Annotated in this window: 22 protein-coding genes; 13 read left to right on the forward strand and 9 right to left on the reverse strand. The window is 71.6% G+C overall.

Going from position 1 to position 21348, the window contains the following annotated elements; genetic code table 11:
* The first annotated feature begins 63 nt into the window (after positions 1–63).
* Genes ACFRKB_RS20150 through ACFRKB_RS20160 form a run of 3 tightly spaced genes read left to right on the forward strand, consistent with a single transcriptional unit; the run spans position 64 to position 3316 of the window.
* Positions 64–1461, forward strand: coding sequence for a DUF6421 family protein (locus ACFRKB_RS20150; RefSeq protein WP_383107439.1), 1398 nt, complete (start codon positions 64–66; stop codon positions 1459–1461).
* Between the two features lie 26 nt (positions 1462–1487).
* Positions 1488–2249: an SDR family NAD(P)-dependent oxidoreductase gene (locus ACFRKB_RS20155; protein ID WP_383107441.1), complete on the forward strand. Its 762-nt coding sequence runs from the start codon at positions 1488–1490 to the stop codon at positions 2247–2249.
* On the forward strand, positions 2228–3316 hold the full coding sequence (locus ACFRKB_RS20160; RefSeq protein ID WP_383107443.1) for a threonine aldolase family protein: 1089 nt from the start codon (positions 2228–2230) through the stop codon (positions 3314–3316). The genes ACFRKB_RS20155 and ACFRKB_RS20160 overlap by 22 nt, the downstream gene beginning before the upstream one ends.
* Before the next feature lie 110 nt (positions 3317–3426).
* On the opposite strand, the gene ACFRKB_RS20165 is transcribed toward ACFRKB_RS20160, so the two are convergent.
* Positions 3427–4155, reverse strand: a complete 729-nt coding sequence (locus tag ACFRKB_RS20165) for a lysophospholipid acyltransferase family protein (protein WP_365974840.1) — start codon at positions 4153–4155, stop codon at positions 3427–3429.
* 418 nt (positions 4156–4573) lie between these two features.
* On the opposite strand from ACFRKB_RS20165, the gene ACFRKB_RS20170 reads away from it, so the two are divergent.
* From ACFRKB_RS20170 to ACFRKB_RS20185, 4 genes are all read left to right on the forward strand, one after another.
* Positions 4574–5080, forward strand: a complete 507-nt coding sequence (locus ACFRKB_RS20170) for a flavin reductase family protein (protein ID WP_383107444.1) — start codon at positions 4574–4576, stop codon at positions 5078–5080.
* A gap of 199 nt (positions 5081–5279) precedes the next feature.
* On the forward strand, positions 5280–6065 hold the full coding sequence (locus tag ACFRKB_RS20175; protein WP_383107446.1) for an electron transfer flavoprotein subunit beta/FixA family protein: 786 nt from the start codon (positions 5280–5282) through the stop codon (positions 6063–6065).
* A gap of 55 nt (positions 6066–6120) precedes the next feature.
* Positions 6121–7083: an electron transfer flavoprotein subunit alpha/FixB family protein gene (locus ACFRKB_RS20180; RefSeq protein WP_383107447.1), complete on the forward strand. Its 963-nt coding sequence runs from the start codon at positions 6121–6123 to the stop codon at positions 7081–7083.
* Between the two features lie 141 nt (positions 7084–7224).
* Positions 7225–8538, forward strand: a complete 1314-nt coding sequence (locus ACFRKB_RS20185; protein WP_383107449.1) for a DUF6986 family protein — start codon at positions 7225–7227, stop codon at positions 8536–8538.
* A 38-nt stretch (positions 8539–8576) separates the two neighbouring features.
* On the opposite strand, the gene ACFRKB_RS20190 is transcribed toward ACFRKB_RS20185, so the two are convergent.
* Positions 8577–9620, reverse strand: coding sequence for a LacI family DNA-binding transcriptional regulator (locus ACFRKB_RS20190; RefSeq protein WP_383107450.1), 1044 nt, complete (start codon positions 9618–9620; stop codon positions 8577–8579).
* A 203-nt stretch (positions 9621–9823) separates the two neighbouring features.
* On the opposite strand from ACFRKB_RS20190, the gene ACFRKB_RS20195 reads away from it, so the two are divergent.
* Positions 9824–10786: an ROK family protein gene (locus ACFRKB_RS20195; RefSeq protein WP_383107452.1), complete on the forward strand. Its 963-nt coding sequence runs from the start codon at positions 9824–9826 to the stop codon at positions 10784–10786.
* Between the two features lie 28 nt (positions 10787–10814).
* Here the strand turns inward: ACFRKB_RS20195 and ACFRKB_RS20200 are convergent, their stop codons facing one another.
* Positions 10815–11228, reverse strand: a complete 414-nt coding sequence (locus ACFRKB_RS20200; protein ID WP_383107454.1) for a hypothetical protein — start codon at positions 11226–11228, stop codon at positions 10815–10817.
* 23 nt (positions 11229–11251) lie between these two features.
* The gene (locus ACFRKB_RS20205; protein WP_365974851.1) at positions 11252–11440 is read right to left on the reverse strand and encodes a hypothetical protein; all 189 of its coding nucleotides are present in this window, start codon (positions 11438–11440) and stop codon (positions 11252–11254) included.
* Positions 11441–11670: 230 nt separating this feature from the next.
* Between ACFRKB_RS20205 and ACFRKB_RS20210 the strand changes: the two genes are divergently transcribed.
* Entirely contained in the window at positions 11671–12717 is a 1047-nt protein-coding gene (locus ACFRKB_RS20210; protein WP_383107455.1) for an NUDIX hydrolase, read from the forward strand.
* Between the two features lie 82 nt (positions 12718–12799).
* Here the strand turns inward: ACFRKB_RS20210 and ACFRKB_RS20215 are convergent, their stop codons facing one another.
* Positions 12800–14164: a dipeptidase gene (locus tag ACFRKB_RS20215; RefSeq protein WP_383107456.1), complete on the reverse strand. Its 1365-nt coding sequence runs from the start codon at positions 14162–14164 to the stop codon at positions 12800–12802.
* Between the two features lie 149 nt (positions 14165–14313).
* Here ACFRKB_RS20215 and ACFRKB_RS20220 point away from each other — a divergent pair, with 149 nt between their 5' ends.
* Positions 14314–15618: a geranylgeranyl reductase family protein gene (locus ACFRKB_RS20220; protein WP_383107458.1), complete on the forward strand. Its 1305-nt coding sequence runs from the start codon at positions 14314–14316 to the stop codon at positions 15616–15618.
* 33 nt (positions 15619–15651) lie between these two features.
* Here the strand turns inward: ACFRKB_RS20220 and ACFRKB_RS20225 are convergent, their stop codons facing one another.
* Positions 15652–16131 (reverse strand): nitroreductase/quinone reductase family protein, encoded by a 480-nt coding sequence (locus ACFRKB_RS20225; protein WP_383107460.1) that lies wholly within the window; start codon positions 16129–16131, stop codon positions 15652–15654.
* Positions 16132–16257: 126 nt separating this feature from the next.
* Here ACFRKB_RS20225 and ACFRKB_RS20230 point away from each other — a divergent pair, with 126 nt between their 5' ends.
* The 3 genes from ACFRKB_RS20230 (at position 16258) to ACFRKB_RS20240 (ending at position 19161) form a co-directional block, all read left to right on the forward strand.
* Entirely contained in the window at positions 16258–16962 is a 705-nt protein-coding gene (locus ACFRKB_RS20230) for a TetR/AcrR family transcriptional regulator (RefSeq protein WP_383107461.1), read from the forward strand.
* A 148-nt stretch (positions 16963–17110) separates the two neighbouring features.
* Positions 17111–18478: a sensor histidine kinase gene (locus ACFRKB_RS20235; protein ID WP_383107463.1), complete on the forward strand. Its 1368-nt coding sequence runs from the start codon at positions 17111–17113 to the stop codon at positions 18476–18478.
* A 17-nt stretch (positions 18479–18495) separates the two neighbouring features.
* A complete protein-coding gene (locus ACFRKB_RS20240; RefSeq protein ID WP_030349627.1) occupies positions 18496–19161 on the forward strand; it encodes a response regulator transcription factor in 666 nt (221 codons plus the stop codon).
* Here ACFRKB_RS20240 and ACFRKB_RS20245 read toward each other — a convergent pair.
* The 3 genes from ACFRKB_RS20245 to ACFRKB_RS20255 form a co-directional block, all read right to left on the reverse strand.
* Positions 19122–19451: a DUF6332 family protein gene (locus ACFRKB_RS20245; protein WP_383107465.1), complete on the reverse strand. Its 330-nt coding sequence runs from the start codon at positions 19449–19451 to the stop codon at positions 19122–19124. The genes ACFRKB_RS20240 and ACFRKB_RS20245 overlap by 40 nt on opposite strands.
* Positions 19452–19511: 60 nt before the next feature.
* The gene (locus ACFRKB_RS20250; protein ID WP_383107467.1) at positions 19512–19859 is read right to left on the reverse strand and encodes an SCO4225 family membrane protein; all 348 of its coding nucleotides are present in this window, start codon (positions 19857–19859) and stop codon (positions 19512–19514) included.
* Positions 19860–19926: 67 nt separating this feature from the next.
* Positions 19927–21321: an MFS transporter gene (locus ACFRKB_RS20255; RefSeq protein WP_383107468.1), complete on the reverse strand. Its 1395-nt coding sequence runs from the start codon at positions 21319–21321 to the stop codon at positions 19927–19929.
* Positions 21322–21348: the final 27 nt, after the last annotated feature.

Below are 21348 nucleotides of genomic sequence, written 5' to 3' on the forward strand. Positions count from 1 at the left end.
GTAAGGGAGAACTGAACGCCTATACGGTGTCTTGACGCCAAGTTCTCCCGTGGAGGAAGTGACATGACGGAAATTCTTGCGCAGGGCGCCGCCGTACCCGGCATATTCAGTGCTGCCCGGGTGGTCGATCACCCGGCCTGGCGGGAGCTCAAGAACGCCGTCGAGGAGATCCGGCCCTGGCAGTCCAACGACGGCTCGATCGACTTCGACGCCGAGGGCGCCCCGGCGCGCGCTCTCGTCGAGACGACGGTCGACCGGGTGATCGCCGCGGTCGAGCAGCTCTCCCCGCTCCTCCCGCACGACTCCGCTTACCACACGGCGCTCGTCGCCGACCTGCGCAAATGGGCCGACGCCGCCTTCGGCGTCCCCGACTTCCTGGACTCGCTGCTGGCCTTCCAGCCCGCCGCGGACCGGGTGGACGGACTCCAGCATCTCGCCGTCTTCCCCATGTACACGCAGAACGGCAACCCCGACCGCAATCTCGAAGCGGTCGTGCTGCGCATGGTCTGGCCCGACTGGCTCGCCGAGCTGGAGCGCACGCGCTACGACAACCCGCTCTTCTGCGGCATCACCTTCGAGGACTTCACCTCCGGCTACGACACCAACTCCGCGGTGTTCTTCCCCGAGACCATCGCCGTGCGCGAGGCCCCGGAGCGGTTCAGCTGGGGCGGGATCTTCTGCGACCGCGAGGCCGCCCGCTTCCGCCGGGTCATCGACGCGGCCGTCCGTACGCTCGGCGTCGAACTGCCCGACGACATCAGCGCGATGGTCGCCGACCAGGACCGCTGCCAGCAGGCGTTCGTGCTCTGGGACATGATCCACGACCGCACGCACAGCCATGGCGACCTGCCGTTCGACCCCTTCATGATCAAGCAGCGCCAGCCGTTCTGGATGTACGGCCTTGAGGAGCTGCGCTGCGACCTCACCGCGTTCCGCGAGGCCGTACGGCTGGAGGCGGACGGGTTCACACAGGGGCGTGACGTCCAGTACGCCGTCCTCTTCGACCGGATGTTCCGCTTCCCGGTCACCGGCGCGCGGGTGCGCAACTACGACGGACTCGGCGGCCAGTTGCTCTTCGCCTATCTCCACCAGCACGATGTGGTGCGCTGGACGGACAACACCCTGCGTATCGACTGGGAGCGGGCCCCGCAGATCACCAACCAGCTCTGCGCGGAGATCGAGGACCTCTACCGGGCCGGGATCGACCGTCCCAAGCTGGTCCACTGGTTCGCCGCGTACGAACTGGTCTCGACGTATCTCGCCCCGCACCCCGGCTCCCGCTGGGCCAAGGGCCCCGACGCCCTCGACCTCACCCAGCCGCCTCGTAAGCTGGTCGACGATGTGCTTCCGGACGAGTTTCCGCTCAGCATGTTCTACGAGGCGCTCTCCAAGAAGCTCAAGAACGTGATCGCCTCCACCAAGGGGATCACCGCCAACGACACCGGGCGAGCGGCCGCGTGAGCCCTCGCGAGCGAGAGGCGACGGCCATGAACGGAAGCGGTGCCACGAACGGCGCACTGGACGGCGCCGTGGTCGCGGTGGCCGGGGCGGCGGGACCGGCGGGCCGGGCCGTGCTGCTGCGGCTCGCCGAGGCCGGCGCGACGGTCGTCGGCGCGGACGCGGACGCCACCCGGCTGGCCGAGGCGGTCGACGCCGCCCGGTACGCGCACGGCGGAGCCACCGTCACCGGCGACACCGTCGATCTGCTCGACCTCGCCGCCACCCGCGTGTGGGCGGACAAGACCGAGAAGGAGTTCGGCCGGATCGACGGACTGGTCCATCTCGTCGGCGGCTGGCGCGGCAGCGCCACCTTCGCCGAGACCGACCTCGCCGACTGGGACCTGCTGCAGAAGCTGCTGATCCGTACCGTCCAGCACACCTCCCTCGCCTTCCACGACGGACTGCTGCGCAGCGATCGCGGACGCTTCCTGCTGGTCAGCGCGGCGGGCGCGACGAAGCCCACCGCGGGGAACGCCGCGTACGCCGCCGCCAAGGCCGCCGCCGAGGCGTGGACGCTGGCGCTCGGCGACGCGTTCCGTAAGGCGGGGGGCGAGGAGGGCCCCAGGGCCGCGGCTGCCATTCTGGTGATCAAGGCACTGGTGCACGACGCGATGCGCGCCGAGCGCCCGAATGCGAAGTTCGCGGGCTTCACGGACGTCACGGACCTGGCCGAGGCCATCGCCGGAGTCTGGGACCGGCCCGCCCGGGAAGTGAATGGACAACGCCTGTGGCTGACCCCCGAGCCGTGAGGTCCCGTACGACGGACGCGCGCCGGCACCACGACCCCGACGTACGCGGCTTCGCGAGCGACAACTACGCGGGCGCCCACCCCGAGGTCCTGGCGGCGCTCGCCGTCGCCAACGGCGGTCATCAGATCGCCTATGGAGAGGACGACTACACCGACCATCTCCAGCGCGTCATGCACAGCCACTTCGGCCCGACGGCGGAGGCCTTCCCGGTCTTCAACGGCACCGGCGCCAATGTGGTCGCGCTCCAGGCGCTCACCGACCGGTGGGGCGCGGTCATCTGCGCCGAGACCGCGCATATCAATGTGGACGAGGGCGGCGCCCCCGAGCGGGTCGCCGGCCTCAAGCTGCTGACCGTACCGACCCCGGACGGCAAGCTCACGCCCGAGCTGATCGACCGGCAGGCGTACGGCTGGGAGGACGAGCACCGGGCCATGCCGCAGGTCGTGTCGATCGCCCAGAACACCGAACTGGGCACGGTCTACACGCCCGACGAGATCCGCGCCATCTGTACACACGCCCATGAGCGGGGCATGAAGGTCCATCTCGACGGGGCCCGGATATCCAACGCCGCCGCGTCGCTGGACGTCCCGATGCGGACGTTCACCAACACCGTCGGTGTCGATGTGCTCTCCTACGGCGGCACGAAGAACGGCATGCTCTTCGGCGAGGCCGTCGTCGTCCTCGACCCGGACGCCGCGCGGGCCATGAAGCATCTGCGCAAGCTCTCCATGCAGCTCGCGTCCAAGATGCGGTTCGTTTCCGTGCAGTTGGAGGCGCTGCTCGCGGGCGATCTCTGGCTGCGCAACGCCCGGCACAGCAACGCGATGGCCCAGCGGCTCGTGGCGGGCGTGCGGATGGTGGACGGAGTGGAGATCCTCCACCCGGTCCAGGCCAACGCCGTTTTCGCGCGGCTGCCGCACGAGGTCAGCGTGCGCCTCCAGCGCCGGTTCCGGTTCTACTTCTGGGACGAGAAGGCCGGGGACGTCCGCTGGATGTGCTCCTTCGACACGACGGAGGACGACGTGGACGCCTTCGTGCAGGCGCTGAAGGAAGAGATGGCGCGATAGCCGAGCGCGTGCGGAGATGTGACCGGCCGGAGGCTCATGGATTCCGGCCGGTTCCACTCCGTGCGGAACCTATCCCGCCGCCCTGACGAGGAGCGCGGAGGAGAGACGTTTCAGCCGGTCTCCGCCGTACGGGCCTCCGCCGGGGTGGGCGCCGTCCCGCCGAGGTGCGCGGGCACCCACCAGGTGTCGGCCGCGTCCCTGGGGCGTACCGGATAGGCGCGCTGGGCGGCCTCCAGCAGCTCCTGCACCCGGTCGCGCAGCCGCCGCGTGATCGCTCCCGCGTACTGGTCGGTCGCCGCCTCGATCTGCTCGCCGACCCGGATCGTCACCGGGATGTGGCTGCGCTTGAAGTTGCGCGGCCGGCCCTTGGTCCACACCCGCTGGGTGCCCCACAGCGCCATCGGGATCAGCGGTACCCCGGCCTCCTGCGCCAGCCGGGCCGCGCCCGACTTGAAGCTCTTGAGCGTGAAGGACTGCGAGATGGTCGCTTCGGGGAAGACCCCGACGATCTCGCCCGAGCGCAGCGATTCCAGCGCGTGGGAGTACGCCTGCTCGCCCTGCTTGCGGTCCACCGGGATGTGCTTCATGCCGCGCATGAGCGGGCCGGAGACCTTGTGCCGGAAGACCGACTCCTTCGCCATGAAACGCACCAGACGCTTCTGCGGGAGCGCCGCGAGCCCCGTGAAGATGAAGTCCAGGTAGCTGATGTGGTTACTGACGAGCACGGCGCCACCGGTGTGCGGGATGTGCTCGGAACCCTGAGTGTCGATCTTCAGGTCCAGCGCCTTGAACATCGTGCGGGCGGCGCCGATGACCGGCCGATAGACGAGCTCTGCCATCAGGTGAGGACCCTTCTGTTCCGGGGAGGGTTCTCCCGGCGGAAGTTACGCAGCCGTAGGTTTTCGGCATTGGGCCGATGGTGCCCCATACGCGGCCCCGTGGCCAGTCCTGATCTGTGCGTCAGGCGAGATTCTCGTCACGTCGGCGTCATATCGCCGCAGCACAACCGCAGCACAGCCGTAGCGCGCCGGACCAACAGGTACATCTCGCACCCCGTACGGCGGCCGTCCTGAGCGGGCGTCGGCGGGGGACACGTACTTGACCGCGCCCGCACCTGTCGTCACGCTGACGAGGTGCCCCAAGAACTCCTTCTCTACGGGCGGGCCGATGTGGACCTGGCCCGCAACGCGAGCGCGCGCTGTCCGGCTGTCTGAGCGACCACGGCCCCGTTCGTCACCCCCGAAGAAGGACAACTCCATGACGGCCACGCCCGATCTCTCCACTCCTCAACTGGCCTCTCCCGACCTGCTCCGCTCCGTGTTCCGGCAGCACGCGGCGGGTGTCGCGGTCATCACGGCCCAAGGGGAGGGCCCGGTCGGATTCACCGCCACCTCCCTCAACTCGGCATCCGCCGAGCCCCCGTTGGTCTCCTTCGGCGTGGGCACCTCCTCCTCCAGCTGGCCGGTACTCGCCGAGGCCGCCCATGTCGGTGTGCACATACTCGGCGAGCACCAGAAGGATCTGGCGGCCACGTTCGCGCGCAGCGGCGCCGACCGGTTCGCGCCGCCCACGTCCTGGCGGCCGGGGCCCGAGGGCGTGCCGGTGCTCGACGGCGTACTGGCCTGGCTGGTCTGCCGCGTGATCGCCCGGGTCCCCGCCGGGGACCACCGGCTGGTGATCGCCCAGGCCGTGGTCGGCGACCCCGCGGGCGGCGGCCGGCCGCTCCTCTACCACCAGGGACGGTTCAACGCGCTGCGCGACTGAGCGTTCTCCGCTCCGGCTCTCCCACCGCGTTGGCAAGCTCACAGTTCCAAGCGCTTGCTCAGTGGGAATACTGTGGGTGTACTGGTGAGTAATATTTTCTCCGGTGCGCCGGTCCACCCGACCGGAAACCGCCCCATAAGGCGCCTATGCTGCGTGCAACAAGGCAGCCCAGAAATGACGATGCAGTAGGAGAGCCGGCGTGAGCCTGAGGATCGTTGTCTGTGTGAAGTACGTGCCCGACGCTACCGGCGACCGGCACTTCGCCAAGGACCTGACCGTCGACCGGGACGACGTGGACGGTCTGCTGTCGGAGCTCGACGAGTACGCGGTCGAGCAGGCGCTGCAGATCGCCGACGCGGCGGACGACGCCGAGATCACCGTGCTGACCGTCGGGCCCGAGGACGCCAAGGACGCGCTGCGCAAGGCGCTTTCCATGGGTGCCGACAAGGCCGTCCACGTCGAGGACGACGACCTGCACGGCACGGACGTCATGGGGACGTCGCTGGTGCTGGCCAAGGCGATCGAGAAGACCGGTTACGACCTGGTCATCTGCGGTATGGCCTCCACCGACGGCACGATGGGTGTGCTGCCCGCGATCCTGGCCGAGCGGCTGGGCGTCCCGCAGGTCACGCTGCTCTCCGAGGTGTCCGTCGAGGGCGGGGCGGTCAAGGGGCGCCGGGACGGCGACACCGCGTCCGAGCAGCTGGAGGCTTCGCTTCCCGCGGTGGTGTCGGTGACGGACCAGTCGGGCGAGGCGCGATACCCGTCCTTCAAGGGCATCATGGCCGCGAAGAAGAAGCCGGTGCAGTCCTGGGACCTGGAGGACCTGGAGATCGACGCGGACGAGGTCGGTCTCGAAGGCGCCTGGACCGCGGTCGACTCGGCGGCGGAGCGCCCGGCCCGTACGGCGGGCACGATCGTCAAGGACGAGGGCGAGGGCGGCAAGCAGCTCGCCGCCTTCCTCGCGGGTCAGAAGTTCATCTGAGCCCCGCTCCCTGACCGTCCCCCTCATCTTTCGCAAGCAGGAGAGAAGAAGTCCCATGGCTGAAGTTCTCGTCTATGTCGACCACGTGGACGGTTCCGTCCGCAAGCCCACCCTGGAACTGCTGACGCTGGCCCGCCGGCTCGGCGAGCCCGTCGCCGTCGCGCTCGGCCCCGGCGCCGAGAGCACCGCCCCCGCGCTCGCCGAGCACGGCGCGGTGAAGGTACTCACCGCCGACGCCGCCGAGTTCGCCGACTACCTCGTCGTCCCGAAGGTCGACGCGCTCCAGGCCGCCTACGAAGCCGTCTCCCCGGCCGCGGTGCTGCTCCCGTCGTCCGCCGAGGCCAAGGAGATCGCCGCGCGCCTCGCGGTCCGTATCGGCTCCGGGATCATCACCGACGCCGTCGACCTGGAGGCCGGTGACCAGGGGCCGGTCGCGACGCAGTCGGTGTTCGCCGCCGCGTTCAGCACCAGGACCCGTGTCTCCAAGGGCACCCCGGTCATCACCGTCAAGCCCAACTCGGCCCCGGTCGAGGCCGCTCCGGCCGCGGGCGCCGTCGAGGCGCTGGCGGTCTCCTTCTCCGAGAAGGCCACCGGTACGAAGATCGTTTCGCGTACCGCCCGTGAGTCGACGGGGCGCCCGGAGCTGACCGAGGCCGCGATCGTGGTCTCCGGCGGCCGAGGCGTCAACGGCGCCGAGAACTTCGCGGTGATCGAGGCGCTCGCCGACTCCCTCGGCGCGGCCGTCGGCGCCTCCCGCGCCGCCGTCGACGCCGGCTGGTACCCGCACTCCAGCCAGGTCGGCCAGACCGGCAAGTCCGTCTCTCCGCAGCTGTACATCGCCTCCGGCATCTCGGGCGCCATCCAGCACCGGGCGGGCATGCAGACCTCCAAGACCATCGTGGCGATCAACAAGGACGCCGAGGCGCCGATCTTCGACCTCGTCGACTACGGCGTCGTCGGCGACCTCTTCGAAGTCGTTCCCCAGCTCACCGACGAGATCAAGATCCGCAAGGGCTGACCGCCCGACGCTGTACGGGCCCGGGGCCGCGTGGTGATCCTCACCGCGTGGCCCCGCGTCGTTGACGTGGTGCGAGCCTGCCGATTAACTTCATTCAACGGATTGTTGATTCCGCAGAGCGGAAAATTGGAGGGTGTGGGAATGGGGCAGCAGGAGCACGTGGCCACGAGTCTCCCGGACGCGGTCGGCGCGGCCGTCGGTGCCTCCCTCGCGTCGGTCGACGCGGAGCTGGCCCGCCGCTACCCCGGCGACCCGGGCACCCGCCAGCCCGTCCACACCGTCTACGTACCCGGTGACGCCTTCGCCGCGGACACCATCCGCTCCTGGGGCGGCCAGGCGCTCGCCGCCCTCGACGAACACGCCCCGGACGCCGCCTCGTTGGCGCGGGTGCTCGGTCTCTCCGGCGAACTGGCCGGACCGGTGTACGAGCGCGTACGGGACAAGCTGAGCCGCGAGCCCGTCGAGGACCTGCGCATCGACTTCGAGGACGGCTACGGCCCCCGCCCCGGCCACATGGAGGACGAGGACGCCGCCCGCGCCGCCCGGCTGGTCCACGAGGCGTACGGAAACGGCACCGCCGCCCCGTACATGGGCATCCGGATGAAGTGCCTGGAAGCCGCCGTGCGCGAACGGGCGATCAGGACCCTGGACATCTTCCTCAGCGGACTGATGGAGGCGGGCGGCCTTCCCGAGGGGCTGGTCCTGACGCTCCCCAAGGTCACCTACGCCGAGCAGGTCGCCGCGATGGCGCGGCTGGCCGGGGAGTTCGAGAAGGCGCGCGGCCTGGAGCCGGGCCGGATCGGGTTCGAGATCCAGATCGAGACCAGTCAGTCGATCCTCGCCGCGGACGGCACCGCCACCGTGGCCCGGATGATCGACGCGGCCGGCGGCCGGGCCACCGGGCTGCACTACGGCACCTTCGACTACAGCGCCTGCGTCGGGGTCAGCGCCGCGTACCAGTCGAGCGACCACCCGGCCGCCGACCACGCCAAGGCCGTCATGCAGGTCGCCGCCGCGGGCACGGGCGTACGGGTCTGCGACGGCTCCACGAACGTGCTGCCGGTCGGGCCCGCCGCCCAGGTCCACGAGGCGTGGAAGCTGCACTACGGCCTCACCCGGCGCGCGCTCGCCCGCGCCTACTACCAGGGCTGGGACATGCACCCGGGCCAGCTGCCGACCCGCTACGCCGCCGTGTACGCGTTCTACCGCGAGGGCCTGGAGCCGGCCGCCGCCCGGCTGGCCGCGTATGCCGCCAGGGCGGGCGGCGATGTGATGGACGAGCCCGCCACCGCCAAGGCGCTCAGCGGCTATCTGCTGCGCGGACTCGACTGCGGCGCTCTCGACGCGGACGAGGTCACCGGACTCACCGGGCTCGCCCGCGCCGATCTGGAGAGCTTCGCGATCCCGCGCCGCGCGGACCTGACGGTGACGGACCTGACGGCGACGGCTCCGTAGGCCCGGACAGGACCTGGCGGGACCGGTCGGCTCGCGGGCTACCCCTCCGCCGGGGGCGGGATCTCGCCCGAGCCGCGGGCGATCAGCCGCGTCGGCAGCACCACTTGGGACGGCGCGTCGGCCGCCCCGTCGAGCCGGTGGAAGAGCCGCTCCGCCGCCGTACGGCCCAGGGCCGCCGCGTCCTGCGCGATGACCGTGACGCCCGGGTCCAGCAGATCGGCGAGTTCGATGTCGTCGAATCCGACCAGGGCGACCGGCCGGTCGTGCGCGGCCAGTACCCGTACCACCGTCACCGTCACGCGGTTGTTGCCCGTGAAGATCGCGGTGACCGGCTCGGGCCCCGCGAGCATCGCGACGACGGCGTCCTGTACCCGCTTCGGCGCGGTGGTGCCGAGCGAGACCCAGCCGTCGTGTATCGCCAGCCCCGCGTCCGCCATCGCCGTGCGATAGCCGCGCAGCCGTTCGCTGGCCGTGTGGATCCGGGGCTGGTCGCCGATGAAGCCGATCCTGCGATGGCCGTGCGCGATCAGATGGGCGACCCCGGAGCGGGCGCCGCCGAAGCTGTCGGAGAGCACGGCGTCCGCGTCGATCCGGCCGGCCGGCCGGTCCACGAAGACCGTCGCCACCCCGGCCTTGATCTCCGGCTCCAGATAGCGGTGGTCGTGCCCGGCGGGGATCACGATCAGCCCGTCCACCCGGCGCGCGCAGAGCGCCAGCACCAATTCCTGTTCGCGGTCGGGGTCCTCGGCGCTCGATCCGTTGATCAGCAGCGCGCCATGGGCACGGGCGACCTCCTCCACGGCGCGGTTCAGCGGCCCGTAGAAGGGGTCCGCGAGATCCTCCAGGACCAGGCCGATGCTGGCGGTACGGCCCTTGCGCAGCACCCGCGCCGAGTCGTTCCGGCGGAAGCCCAGCGCGTCGATGGACTCCTGGACCCGGCGCTCGGTGTCGGGTGTGACACCCGGCTCCCCGTTGACCACCCGGGAGACCGTCTTGAGTCCTACTCCAGCACGTGCGGCCACATCCTTCATCGTGGGCCTGTTGCCGTAACGGGGCTCGGGGCGGCGGGTGTTGTCGGCCACAGTGCGCTGTCCTGTCGTCGTTGCGTCAGTGTTTCGGCGTGCATTCGCCGGTCCTTTGCCGTGGGTTTGCCTGCCACGGCCGTGGCGTCGAGCATAGGCCCTGGACAACGTTGTCAGGGGAATGGAGACTGTTCATCGAAGCCGCTGTTCCGTCCGTCCCCGATATACGCGGGGACACCTCATCGCCTGGAGATCCCACACCCATGCATACCGACCCCGTTGTCTCCCTCGATATCGGCGGCACCAAGATCGCCGGCGCGCTGGTGGACGGCAACGGCAGGATCCTCGTACGGGCACAACGGCCCACACCCGCGCGGGAGGACGGCGAGACGGTGATGCGCGCCGTCGAGGCGGTCCTCGCCGAGCTGTCCGTCTCCCCGCTGTGGGCGTCGGCCACGGCGATCGGTATCGGCAGCGCGGGCCCCGTGGACGCCTCGGCCGGCACGGTCAGCCCGGTCAACGTCGCGGGCTGGCGCGGCTTTCCACTGGTGGAGCGGGTACGGGCGGCCACCGGCGGGCTGCCGGTGACGCTCGTCGGCGACGGTGTCGCCATCACCGCCGCGGAACACTGGCAGGGCGCCGCCCGCGGCTATGACAACGCGCTGTGCATGGTGGTCTCCACGGGCGTCGGCGGCGGGCTCGTCCTGAACGGGAAGCTGCACGCCGGACCCACCGGCAACGCCGGTCACATCGGCCACATCTGTGTGGACCTGGACGGCGATCTCTGCCCGTGCGGCGCCCGCGGCTGTGTGGAACGTATCGCCAGCGGCCCCCATATCGCCCGCAGGGCGCTGGAGGGCGGCTGGCGGCCCGGCCCCGACGGAGACACCTCCGCCGCCGCGGTGGCCGCCGCGGCGCGGGCCGGGCATCCGGTCGCGATCGCCTCCTTCGAGCGGGCCGCCCAGGCGCTGGCCGCCGGGATCGCCGCGACCGCCACACTGGTCGAGATCCGTATCGCGGTCATCGGCGGCGGGGTGGCGAACGCGGGAGAGGTGCTCTTCGCACCGCTGCGCCGCTCGCTCCAGGACTACGCCTCGCTCTCCTTCGTCCGGGGCATCACGATCGCCCCGGCGCTGACCGGGCGGGACGCGGGCCTGGTGGGCGCGGCGGCGGCCGCGGCGGCGCTCGGCGGACGGGACGGGACGGCAGCCGCGGTCAGCGGCTGAGCGGGGCCCGTGCGTCCCGGCAGGGGACTCAGCGAGTCGTCTGGCAGGCCATCCGCTGGCTGCCCCGGAACTTCACGCACAACTCCGTGTCGGTGCCCGCGTCCTCGGCCGGCCAGCTGTGTGTCAGCGCCTTGCCGGAGCGGGTGGCCGTCGCCGTATCGATGAGCTGTCCGTTCCGGTACAGGGACACGGCGCGGGAGGTGACGTCCCTCGGCGGATTGGTCCAGATCCCGGTGACCGCGTTCCGGCCGCCCTGCCCTTCCAGCCTGATACAGATCTGCGGTCCCGAGAAGTGGTGGGTGCAGGCGCTGCTGTCGGCCGCCGCCGGGGTGGCACTCAGCGATACGGCGAGGCCCGCGAGAGCGAGTACCAGCGCGGACCGCCGGGCGCGCGGGGGCGGGACGGGCGGAGGCGTGGCGGGCGCGGTCGGTGTTCCGGTCATGTCCGCTCTCCGTGGCGTACGCGTCACTTGGCGCCGCAGGAGCCCGAGTCGGTCGCCTGGTGCGGTACGACCACGAGGAACACGTCCGAGTCGAGATCCATCACGACCTCGGCCGGTGTGCCCTCGTCCCGCCGCGCCCGCGCGAACTCCTCCGCGGGCCAGCTGCCACGCGGTCCTCCCGCGGGAAATCTCTCCAGCACCGTCCGGCGCATTGGTTACCCCCTTGCCCTGTGGAGCTTTCAACGACGTCCCCGGGGTTGTGTTACGGCCCGGCGGGGACATCGGTCCGTACAGGAGACGCCCGCGGGGCCTCGGGACGACCTCGATCCGGACACAGCTCGGACACGACCCGCGGGCCGGTGCGGGCTCCCCGGTCTGCCCGGGGGTTTCCGGGGCAGGGTGTTGCGGGCAGTCCACTGAGGGCTACGGAAGAGGGGGAACCGTGATCGTCTGGATCAACGGTGCGTTCGGAGCGGGCAAGTCCAGCACCGCACGCGAACTGATCGACCTGATCCCGCACTGCACCTTGTACGAACCCGAGCTGATCGGCGGGACGCTGGCGGAGCTGCTGCCGCAGAAGCGGCTCGCCGAGGTGACCGACTTCCAGGACCTGCCGATCTGGCGGCGGATGGTGGTCGACACGGCGGCGGCTCTGCTGGCGGAGGTGGGCGGGGCGCTCGTCGTGCCGATGACGCTGCTGCGCCAGGAGTACCGGGACGAGATCTTCGGCGGGCTCGCCGCGCGTCGTATCCCCGTACGGCACGTGTTGCTGACAACAGACGAAACGATCCTGCGTGGACGGATCGCGGCACGTGAGGCCCGTGCGGACGACCCGGCCGGGTCCGGGCTGGGCGAGCACGGCCGGCGTGCGGGCGACGCGTACATCGAACCGTACCGCGCGGCGCTCGGCTGGCTCACCGGCGACGCCCTCGTGATCGACAACACCGGCCTCACGGCGCGCGAGACCGCCGTCTGTCTCGCCGAGGCCGTACGGACCGGCACGGCGGGCGTCTGCGAGATCGTGCAGACTCCCGAGCCGACCGCCGAGACCGTCGCGGCGGGCGTCCTGCTCTTCGACGAGCAGGACCGGGTCCTCCTCGTCGACCCCACGTACAAGCCCGGCTGGGAGTTTCCCGGCGGGGTGGTGGAGGCAGGTGAGGCACCCGCCCGCGCCGGGATGCGTGAGGTCGCCGAGGAGATAGGCATCGAACTCACCGACGTGCCCGGACTGCTGGTCGTCGACTGGGAACCGCCGAGACCGCCGGGGTACGGCGGACTGCGGCTGCTCTTCGACGGCGGTCTGCTCCCCGCCCGCCTCGCCGGACAACTGCTGCTGCCGGGGCCCGAGCTGCGCGGCTGGCGCTTCGTCGGCGAGGAGGAGGCCGGGCGGCTGCTGCCGCCCGCCCGTTACGCACGGCTGCGCTGGGCCCTGCGGGCCAGGGAGCGCGGGACCGTACTCAACCTGGAGGACGGGATCCCCGTGGGCTGACGGGGCGTCCACGGGCCCCGGCTCCGGTCCGCTCAGCTCCGCTCAGGTCCGCCTCGGGTCCGCCCGCGCCTCCGTACGCACCTCAAGCCTGCTTGGACCGGGCGTAGTTGACCAGGAACAGGGCCTCGGAGACCGACAGCCGCTCCAGCTCCTCCGGAGAGACGCTCTCGTTCACCGCGTGGATCTGGGCCTCCGGCTCACTCAGCCCGATCAGCAGGATCTCCGCGCTCGGATACAGCTCGGCCAGGGTGTTGCAGAGCGGAATGGAGCCGCCCATTCCCGCTGCCTGCATCTCCTGGCCGGGATACGCCACCCGCATCGCGTCGGCCATCGCCGTGTACGCGGGGCTGGAGGTGTCGGCGCGGAACGGCTGGCCCTGACCGATCTGCCGCACCGCGACCCGCGCGTCCCACGGCGTGTGCTTCTCGATGTGGGAGATGAGCAGTTCGGTCGCCTCGGCGGCGTCCTGGCCCGGCGGGACCCGCAGACTGATCGTCGCCCGCGCGCTCGCCTGGATCGAGGGGGTGGCGCCCACCACGGGCGGGCAGTCGATGCCCAGTACGGTGACCGCCGGGCGGGCCCAGATCCGGTCGGCGACCGTACCCTCGCCGATCAGCCCGACGCCGTCGAGCACCTTGGCGTCCTTGCGGAAGTCGGCCTCGTCGTAGGCCAGTCCGTCCCAGACGGCGTCCGAGGCCAGCCCGTCCACGGTGGTGGAGCCGTCCTCGGCGCGCAGCGAGTCGAGCACCTTGATGAGGGCGGCGAGCGCGTCGGGCGCCGCTCCGCCGAACTGGCCCGAGTGCAGGTTGCCTTCGAGCGTGTCGACCGAGACCCGGACCATCGTCATGCCGCGCAGCGTGGCCGTGACCGTCGGCAGTCCCAGCTTGAAGTTGCCGGTGTCGCCGACGACGACGGCATCGGCCGCCAGCAGTTCCGGGTGGGCTTCCGCGTACCGTTCGAGACCGCCGGTGCCCTGCTCCTCCGAACCCTCCACGATCACCTTGACGTTCACCGGCACCCCGCCGTTCGCCTTGAGCGCGCGCAGGGCGAGCAGATGCATCAGGAAGCCGCCCTTGCAGTCGGCCGCCCCGCGTCCGTACCAGCGGCCGTCGCGCTCGGTCAGCTCGAAGGGCGGCGTCACCCAGGCGTCCTCGTCCAGCGGCGGCTGCACGTCGTAGTGGGCGTAGAGCAGCACCGTGGGCGCGCCCTCGGGCCCCGCCAGCAGGCCGTAGACGGACTGCGTGCCGTCCGGGGTGTCGAGCAGCGCGACATCCTGGAACCCCTCGGCACGCAGCGCGTCGGCGACCCAGCCGGCGGCGGCCTCGCACTCGCTCCTGGGGAACACCGCGGGGTCCGCGACCGACCGGAAGGACACCAGCTCCGCAAGCTCCGTACGGGCACGGGGCATCAGCGACGCGACGGTCTCGGCGATCGGATTCGCGGTCATGGGCACGCTCCTGGTGGGTACGACGTTGTCTGAGTCGGGTGTACGTCGAAGTCACTGCCGATCCTCCCACAGCGGGTTCACCGAGCCAGCGCCGTAGGATGCCGTTCGACAGCAGGGGCCACCGGTCGGATCAGGAGCAGAAGCACATCGTGAGCAGCGAGAACGCAGACGCCGGAAGCGAGCACGACGAGCCGGTGTGGGATGTCGTCGTGGTCGGCGCAGGGCCGGCGGGAGCCTCCGCGGCATACGCGGCGGCGGTCGCGGGCCGTCAGGTGCTGCTGGTGGAGAAAGCCGAGTTGCCCCGCTACAAAACCTGCGGGGGCGGGATCATCGGGCCCTCGCGCGACTCACTGCCCCCGGGCTTCGAGTTGCCGTTCCAGGACCGGGTGCACGCGGTGACCTTCTCCCTGAACGGAAAGCTCGCCCGTACCCGCCGATCCAAGCGCATGCTCTTCGGGCTCATCAACCGCCCGGAGTTCGACGCGAGTCTGGTGGAGCACGCGCAGAAGGCCGGCGCGGTGCTCCGTACCGGCGTGACCGTCTCGCGCGTCGAGCAGCACGGCCCGGCCGTGCCCGACCGCCGGACGGTCGCCGTCGTCCTGGCGGACGGCGAGACGGTGTTGGCGCGGGCCGTGGTCGGCGCGGACGGCAGCGCCAGCCGGATAGGCGCCCATGTCGGGGTGAAGCTGGACCAGGTGGACCTGGGACTTGAGGCCGAGATTCCGGTCCCGCCGACGGTCGCCGAGGACTGGGCGGGGCGGGTACTCATCGACTGGGGCCCGCTGCCCGGGAGTTACGGATGGGTGTTCCCGAAGGGCGACACGCTCACCGTCGGGGTGATCTCGGCGCGCGGCGAGGGCGCCGCCACCAAGCGCTATCTGGAGGACTTCATCGCCCGGCTCGGGCTCGCCGGGTTCGAACCGTCCATCTCGTCCGGGCATTTGACCCGGTGCCGCAGCGAGGACTCACCGCTGTCGCGCGGCCGGGTGCTGGTGTGCGGTGACGCGGCGGGGCTGCTCGAACCCTGGACCAGGGAGGGAATCTCCTTCGCCCTGCGCTCCGGGCGGCTCGCGGGGGAGTGGGCGGTACGGATCTCGGAGTCGCACGACGCCGTGGACGCCCGCCGCCAGGCGCTGAACTACGCGTTCGCCATCAAGGCCGGGCTCGGCGTGGAGATGGGCGTCGGCCGGCGGATGCTGGCCATCTTCGAGCGCAGGCCGGGGCTGCTGCACGCGGCGATCACGGGGCTGCGCCCGGCGTGGAACATGTTCGCGGACATCACGCGCGGCTCGACCACGCTGGCCGGTGTCGTACGGACCCATCCGCTGGCCCGCCGCGCGCTGGATCTGCTGGACCGCAGGCAGCCGGGCGAGACCGGGACGCCGGACGGTGGGGCGCCGGAGCCGGGTGCGGCGGGAGTGACGGGTGCGCCGGAGGCGGGCGCCCGGGAGTGACCGACCGGGCTGGACGGCGGAGTGCCGTTGTGATCAGGAATCCGTCCTGATCAGGAAGACCGGGTGGTCGGGGGCCGCCGCGATGATCTCCTCGTCGGAGGACTTCGCGGTGACCCCCTGGAAGTACTGGTTGACCTCCCAGCCCCAGCGCTTCAGATAGGCGCGCAGAATCGGGAGCTTCTCGCTGTCGGGGATCTCCGTCGCGGTGAAGGCCCGGATCTTGCGGCCGACGCGCAGTTCACCGGCGCCCGCGACGCGCATATTGCGTACCCACTGCGAGTGGCCGCGGGCGGAGACCAGGTACTGGGCGCCCTGGTAGGTGTGCGGGTTGACGGGGATGCGCTGCATCCGGCCGCTCTTCCGGCCGCGTACGGACAGCTCGGCGGAGCCGAGGAGGCTCACGCCGTGCCGGGCGAGGCGGCCGATGACGCTGTTCATCCGGACGGTGAACGGGCCGGCCTTGAGGTAGTGCGGCTGCGACATGTTCGGCCTCGGCGCATTCGGCTGTGGCATGGGGATCTCCTGAGTTGGGAGAGCACTGCTCTCGCTTGAGAGCAGTGTGCACCGGGTGGGCGCTCCAAAGCAAGAGCGGTGCTCTCGCTTGTGGTCGATGCTCCGAAAGTGAGTACACTGCTCCGAATGACGACCATCCGGGGAGCCAGGGAACGGGCCCGCACCGAAGTCACCGCGGCCATCAAGGACGAGGCGCGCAGACAGCTCGCCGCCGAGGGCGCGGCGAAGCTCTCACTGCGCGCCGTCGCCCGCGAGCTGGGCATGGTCTCGTCCGCCCTCTACCGCTACTTCCCCAGCCGCGACGAGCTGCTGACCGCCCTGATCATCGACGCCTACGACGCTCTCGGCTCGGCCGCCGAACGGGCACTCGCGACCGCCGACCCCGCCGATCCTCCCGCGCGCTGGACCGCCGTCTGCGTGGCGGCACGTGCCTGGGCCCTGGCCCACCCCCATGAGTACGCGCTGATCTACGGGTCTCCCGTGCCCGGCTATCAGGCGCCCCAGCTGACGATCGAGCCCGCGTCCCGGGTCGGGCTGGCGCTGATCTCCATCGCCGCCGATGCCCACCGCGCGGACGGCATCGCGCTACCGCCGCTCTCCGAAGAGCTGCGCCCGGAGGCCCAGCGGCTCGCGGCCCAACTGGCGCCCGGCCTTCCGCCGGAGGTGATGGCCGCGCTCGTCGCGGCCTGGGCCCAGCTCTTCGGGCTGGTCTCCTTCGAGGTCTTCGGCCAGTTCAACGGTCTGGTCGAGGCGCGTGACGAGCTCTTCACCCACGCCGCGCGGCGCCTCGCGCACGAGGTCGGGCTGATGGACCGCCGCCGTACGCCCTGACGCCCTGACGCCCGGACGTGCTGGCGCGCTGGCGTCGTGACGCCATGACGGGCCGGTTCGCCGAGGCGTCCCGTACTCCTCAGGGAGTACGTGTGCCCACCTCGCCCGGCTGACGCCCGGAACCGCCCGCCCGTCTAGCGTGACCGGTATGGAAGAGCAGCACAGCAGCCGGGGCCGGTGGCGGGAAGCGCGCCGGGCCCGGGGCTGGGGCGGCGGCCCCCACTGCCGGCGCGGCGGGCCTCCCTGGGCGCGCGGCGGCCACCACTGGTCGTACGGCGGTCCACCCTGGGCGCAGGACGGACCGCCGTTCCAGCGGCGCGGAGCCCGTCGCTCCGGCCGGCTGCCCTGGCCGTCCACCCTGTTCCTGGCCGTCTTCGTCCTGGTGGGGACCGCCTTCGCCGCCGCCGGCCAGCCCGAACGCCAGCCCCTGGACCTCTACGCGCGGCTGCTGCTGCTCGCCGGTCCCGCGCTGCTGCTGTTCCGCCGGAAGCACCCCGTCATCGTCGTCTGCGGCGTCTCGGCGACCACGCTCGTGTACTTCGCCGCCGGCTATCCGTACGGGCCCGTCTTCATCCCCGTCGCGGTCGCCTGCTTCGCCGCGATCGTCGCGGGCCACCGGCAGGCGGCCTGGTGGGCGGTCGGCACGCTCTGGGTGGGCCATCTGCTGATCGCGCACTGGCTCTACCGCTGGCTGCCCCCGGTGCACGACAGGCCCGCGCCCTGGGGACAGGAACTGGTCATCGCGGCCTTCGTGGCCGCTCTCTGCGCGGCCTCCGAACTCGCCCGGGTACGCCGCGAGCAATGGGCCAGGGAGGGTGCCGAGCGCGCGGCCGCCAAGAAGCGGCGGGAGAACGAGGAGCGGCTGCGGATCGCCCGTGAGCTGCACGACGTACTCGCGCACTCCATCTCGGTCATCAACGTCCAGGCGGGCGTGGGGCTCGCCCTGCTCGACTCCGACCCCGAGCAGGCCCGTACCGCCCTCACCACCATCAAGGCGGCGAGCAAGGAAGCCCTCGGCGAGGTACGGCAGGTCCTGGACACCCTCAGAACGCCCGGTGACGCCCCGCGCGCCCCCGCCCCGGGCCTCGACCGGCTGCCCGAGCTGGTCGAACAGGCCGCGAGCGCCGGACTGACCGTTGAGATCCGGCGGGACGGGGAGCGGACGGCGCTGCCGCCGGGCACGGATCTGGCCGCCTTCCGGATCATCCAGGAGGCACTGACCAATGTGGTGCGCCACTCCGGGTCCCGTACGGCGGAGATCGGCCTCGGCTACGCGCCGGAGTCGCTGGAGCTGCGTATCGACGACGCGGGTCCGGCCACCGGCGGTGACGCGGGGGGCGGCGGCAATGGTCTCGTCGGCATGCGTGAGCGGGCCGCCGCGCTGGGTGGCACGATCGAGGCCGGCCCGCGTCCGGACGGCGGTTTCCGCGTACGGGCCACCCTCCCGCTGCACCCCGAGAACCGAACACCCGGGTCCGGAAACGGCCCGGACACCCAGGGCCTGAGCGGGCCCTGAACGCTCAAGGAGACACCGTGATCCGTGTACTGCTCGCCGACGACCAGTCGCTCGTACGCGCCGGCTTCCGCGCGCTGCTCGCCGCCCAGCCGGACATCGAGGTCGCGGGCGAGGCGGCGGACGGCGAGGAGGCGCTGCGCCGGGTGCGTGAACTGAGCCCCGATGTGGTGCTGATGGACATCCGGATGCCGCTGCTCGACGGGCTCGCCGCGACCCGCCGGATCACCGAGGACGGCCGGCTCGACCAGGTGAAGGTGGTCATGCTCACCACCTTCGAACTCGACGAGTACGTCTTCGAGGCGATCCGCTCCGGCGCCTCCGGTTTTCTCGTCAAGGACACCGAACCGGAGGAACTGCTGCGCGCGGTACGGGCGGTGGTGGAGGGGGACGCGCTGCTCTCCCCCGGGGTCACGCGTCGGCTCATCGCGGAATTCGCGTCCCGCTCCAAGGCGCCGACGGGCATCGCGGAACTCGCGGCACTCACCGAGCGGGAGCGGGAAGTGATGGCCCTGGTCGGGATCGGACTCTCCAACGAGGAGATCGCCCGTCGGCTGGTGGTCAGCCCGTTGACGGCCAAGACGCATGTCAGCAGGACGATGGTGAAGCTGGGCGCCCGCGACCGGGCCCAACTGGTCGTCCTCGCCTATGAGTCGGGACTGGTACGGCCGGGCTGGCTCGGCTGATCGGCCGGCTTCTCCGGCCGCTGTCCGGAGAGTTGACCCGTCGGACCCCGCCTGGGGCGCGGGAAGCGCCACAGGACCCGGACGACCCGCGCCACGAAGGCGAGACACGCGGCGACGGTGGCGATGCGCCGCAGCGCGTCCGGCAGGTCGAAGTACCAGACCGGTACGGCGATGACGCCGTACACCAGCGCCGCCGCGAACGCACCCGTCAGCACGGCGAAGCCGATCTCGACCGTGATGGCGTCCCGTTCGGCGTTACCGCGCGTCGTGCCCACGATGCGTCTCCCCATGGCCCGAGTCTGGCCAAGCCCGGGGCGCGGGGCAAGGCGCCACTCCCCGGCCGGCCGGGGTCAGGCGCGGTGGGGGTGGGCCGGACCCCGCGTGTCGCGCAGCAGCCGTACGAACGCCCCGAGCGCCGCCGCCTGGATCAGCACCGAGAGCACCAGCGCGGGATAGAGGAATCCGGCGGACTCCGCGACCGCGTCGCCCAGCAGCCCGCCACCGACGAAGAACGCGAAGATGGCCGGTGCGGCGAGGAAGAACAGCCACACGCCGGCGAACGAGGCGTCCTGGTGCTGTATGAAGAGGGTGTCGACCGCGACGAACACCGTCGCGGCCGCGACCAGGCCGAGATAGACCTGCGACGCGCGGTTGCCGAAGGTCAGCCGCGCGAGTCCGGTCAGCCGTCCTGAGTTCATTGCTCGCTCCCCTGAAGTGGTTGTCCCTCCAGGGTGGTTCAGTCCGAACGGATGTGCCTGAGTACGGCTACTCATCCGCCGGTCGCGCCAACTCAGGCCGGTGAGCGGGCTCGGCCGGTCGCACGGAGTCCGCCGGCCGCGTGGAATCGGCGGGTCGCGTGGAATCGGCGGGTCGCGTGGACTCCGCCGGGACCGCCGACGCGTTCCGTGCCGCGTAGCCGATCAGCGCGGCGGCACCCGCCAGCAGGGCCACCGTGGTCAGCGCGAGCGGCAGCGTGAACCACTCGGCGAGAAAACCGATCGCGGGCGGCCCCAGCAGCATCCCGCCGTATCCCAGAGTGGAGGCCGCGGCGACCCCGCCGGGCCCCGCCAGCGCCCCCGCGCGGCCGATGGCCACGGGGAAGATATTGGCGAGGCCGAGACCGGCCACGGCGAAGCCGGCCAGGGCCAGCCAGGCGGTGGGCGCGAGCGCGCCGACGAGCATGCCGAGCGCGGCCGTGACACCGCCCGCGACCAGGGCGCGGGTCTGGCCGAGGCGCTCCAGCAGGGCCGTACCGGACAGCCGTCCCGCCGTCATGGCGAGGGCGAAGAGCGAGTAACCGGCCGCCGCCAGACCGGGGGTGGCGTCCAGGTCCTGGGTGAGATGGAGCGCGCTCCAGTCGGCCATCGCGCCCTCGCCGTACGCCGTGCACAGGGCGATCACACCGAAGAGGAGGACCAGGCGCCGGGTGCGCCCGTCGAGCCGCCGCGGTACGGCGCCCTCCTCCTCCGTGCCCTCCTCCGTGCGCTCCGATTCCGTGCGCTCCGATTCCGTGCGCTCCGATTCAGTGTGCTCCGGGACGGGCGCCGCGTGCCGGAGCAGTGTGGGGCCGGTGACGGCCGTGACGAGCAGACCGAGTCCGGTCAGGAGGGACAGATGGACGGCGGGGGAGAGGCCGCCCGCGACCAGCCCGCCCAGCCCCGCCCCGATCATGCCGCCGAGGCTGAACGCGGCGTGGAAGCTGGAGATGACCGGACGTCGCAGGGCGGCCACGAGATCGACGGCCGCGCTGTTCATCGCCACGTTCAGCCCGCCGTACGCGGCGCCGAAGACCAGCAGCACCAGCCCGAGCGTCAGAGCCGAGTGGGTCTGCGGCGGCAGCACGATACTCAGCGAGAGGAGTACGGCGCACAGCACCGTCACGGGATGGCTGCCGAAGCGCCGGCAGAGCCGGCCGGTGAACACCATCGTCACCACCGCGCCCGCGGAGACACCGAGCAACGCGAGTCCGAGCGCGCTCGCCGAGGCCCCGGTCTGCTGCTTGATGGCGGGGATACGGACGACCCAGCCGGCGAACATGAAACCGTCGAGGGCGAAGAAGACGGTCAGCGCGATACGGAGGCGGGACAGCGGGGAACGGGAGCCGGGTTCTCCGGCGCTACCTCCCGAGAGAGCCGTCCCTACTTTGTTTAGATGCGGCACAAAATAACCATAGGGGCCCTGGCCCGT

The organism is Streptomyces scopuliridis (assembly GCF_042790125.1).
Classification (GTDB): Bacteria; Actinomycetota; Actinomycetes; order Streptomycetales; family Streptomycetaceae; genus Streptomyces; species Streptomyces scopuliridis_A.

Bases quoted from the DNA above. Each gene is read 5' to 3' on its own strand.
- ACFRKB_RS20150 (WP_383107439.1), top strand. From the start codon at position 64: ATGACGGAAATTCTTGCGCAGGGCGCCGCCGTACCCGGCATATTCAGT.
- ACFRKB_RS20155 (WP_383107441.1), top strand. From the start codon at position 1,488: ATGAACGGAAGCGGTGCCACGAACGGCGCACTGGACGGCGCCGTGGTC.
- ACFRKB_RS20165 (WP_365974840.1), bottom strand. From the start codon at position 4,155: ATGGCAGAGCTCGTCTATCGGCCGGTCATCGGCGCCGCCCGCACGATG.
- ACFRKB_RS20170 (WP_383107444.1), top strand. From the start codon at position 4,574: ATGACGGCCACGCCCGATCTCTCCACTCCTCAACTGGCCTCTCCCGAC.
- ACFRKB_RS20180 (WP_383107447.1), top strand. From the start codon at position 6,121: ATGGCTGAAGTTCTCGTCTATGTCGACCACGTGGACGGTTCCGTCCGC.
- ACFRKB_RS20185 (WP_383107449.1), top strand. From the start codon at position 7,225: ATGGGGCAGCAGGAGCACGTGGCCACGAGTCTCCCGGACGCGGTCGGC.
- ACFRKB_RS20195 (WP_383107452.1), top strand. From the start codon at position 9,824: ATGCATACCGACCCCGTTGTCTCCCTCGATATCGGCGGCACCAAGATC.
- ACFRKB_RS20200 (WP_383107454.1), bottom strand. From the start codon at position 11,228: ATGACCGGAACACCGACCGCGCCCGCCACGCCTCCGCCCGTCCCGCCC.
- ACFRKB_RS20205 (WP_365974851.1), bottom strand. From the start codon at position 11,440: ATGCGCCGGACGGTGCTGGAGAGATTTCCCGCGGGAGGACCGCGTGGC.
- ACFRKB_RS20215 (WP_383107456.1), bottom strand. From the start codon at position 14,164: ATGACCGCGAATCCGATCGCCGAGACCGTCGCGTCGCTGATGCCCCGT.
- ACFRKB_RS20225 (WP_383107460.1), bottom strand. From the start codon at position 16,131: ATGCCACAGCCGAATGCGCCGAGGCCGAACATGTCGCAGCCGCACTAC.
- ACFRKB_RS20230 (WP_383107461.1), top strand. From the start codon at position 16,258: ATGACGACCATCCGGGGAGCCAGGGAACGGGCCCGCACCGAAGTCACC.
- ACFRKB_RS20235 (WP_383107463.1), top strand. From the start codon at position 17,111: ATGGAAGAGCAGCACAGCAGCCGGGGCCGGTGGCGGGAAGCGCGCCGG.
- ACFRKB_RS20245 (WP_383107465.1), bottom strand. From the start codon at position 19,451: ATGGGGAGACGCATCGTGGGCACGACGCGCGGTAACGCCGAACGGGAC.
- ACFRKB_RS20250 (WP_383107467.1), bottom strand. From the start codon at position 19,859: ATGAACTCAGGACGGCTGACCGGACTCGCGCGGCTGACCTTCGGCAAC.